Genomic DNA, 348 nt, shown 5'->3' with positions numbered 1-348 from the left:
ATCTTGATTTGTATTCTTTTTAGTTAATTCCAAAGAACCAAAATCAAGCCATTCAATATTTAAATAAAGACGCGCATCATCAGGATCCATGTTCCAAGTTCCTTGTGCTTGAGTTCCAGCACCTCCATCATGAATAGCTAACGCTGTAAATCGTTCACATCCGTTTCCACATACATTGTCACTCACAAAATTTGATGGTGAATTTTGACATGGTGCTGTGAAATAAAAGCTTTGTCCGCCATAGACTTTTGCAGTACCACCTGTTTGTGTTGCAGAAGTTCCAGCAATGTGAATTGTCACATTTGAAGCCAATGGGATATTCACTTCAGCAGATGAAGCACCATTTAA

At 38.2% G+C, this 348-nt stretch carries 1 pseudogene; it reads right to left on the bottom strand.

The features are described from left to right. Positions 1-348 (bottom strand): annotated as a pseudogene (locus LJD32_RS15125) (hypothetical protein); the annotation flags it as partial.

The sequence above is a fragment of the Faecalibacillus sp. TM498 genome (genome assembly GCF_020589955.1).
GTDB lineage: Bacteria > Bacillota_I > Bacilli_A > Erysipelotrichales > Coprobacillaceae > Faecalibacillus > Faecalibacillus intestinalis.
The sequence above is the reverse complement of the archived record's forward strand: the minus strand, read 5'-3'. Positions and strand labels throughout refer to the sequence as shown.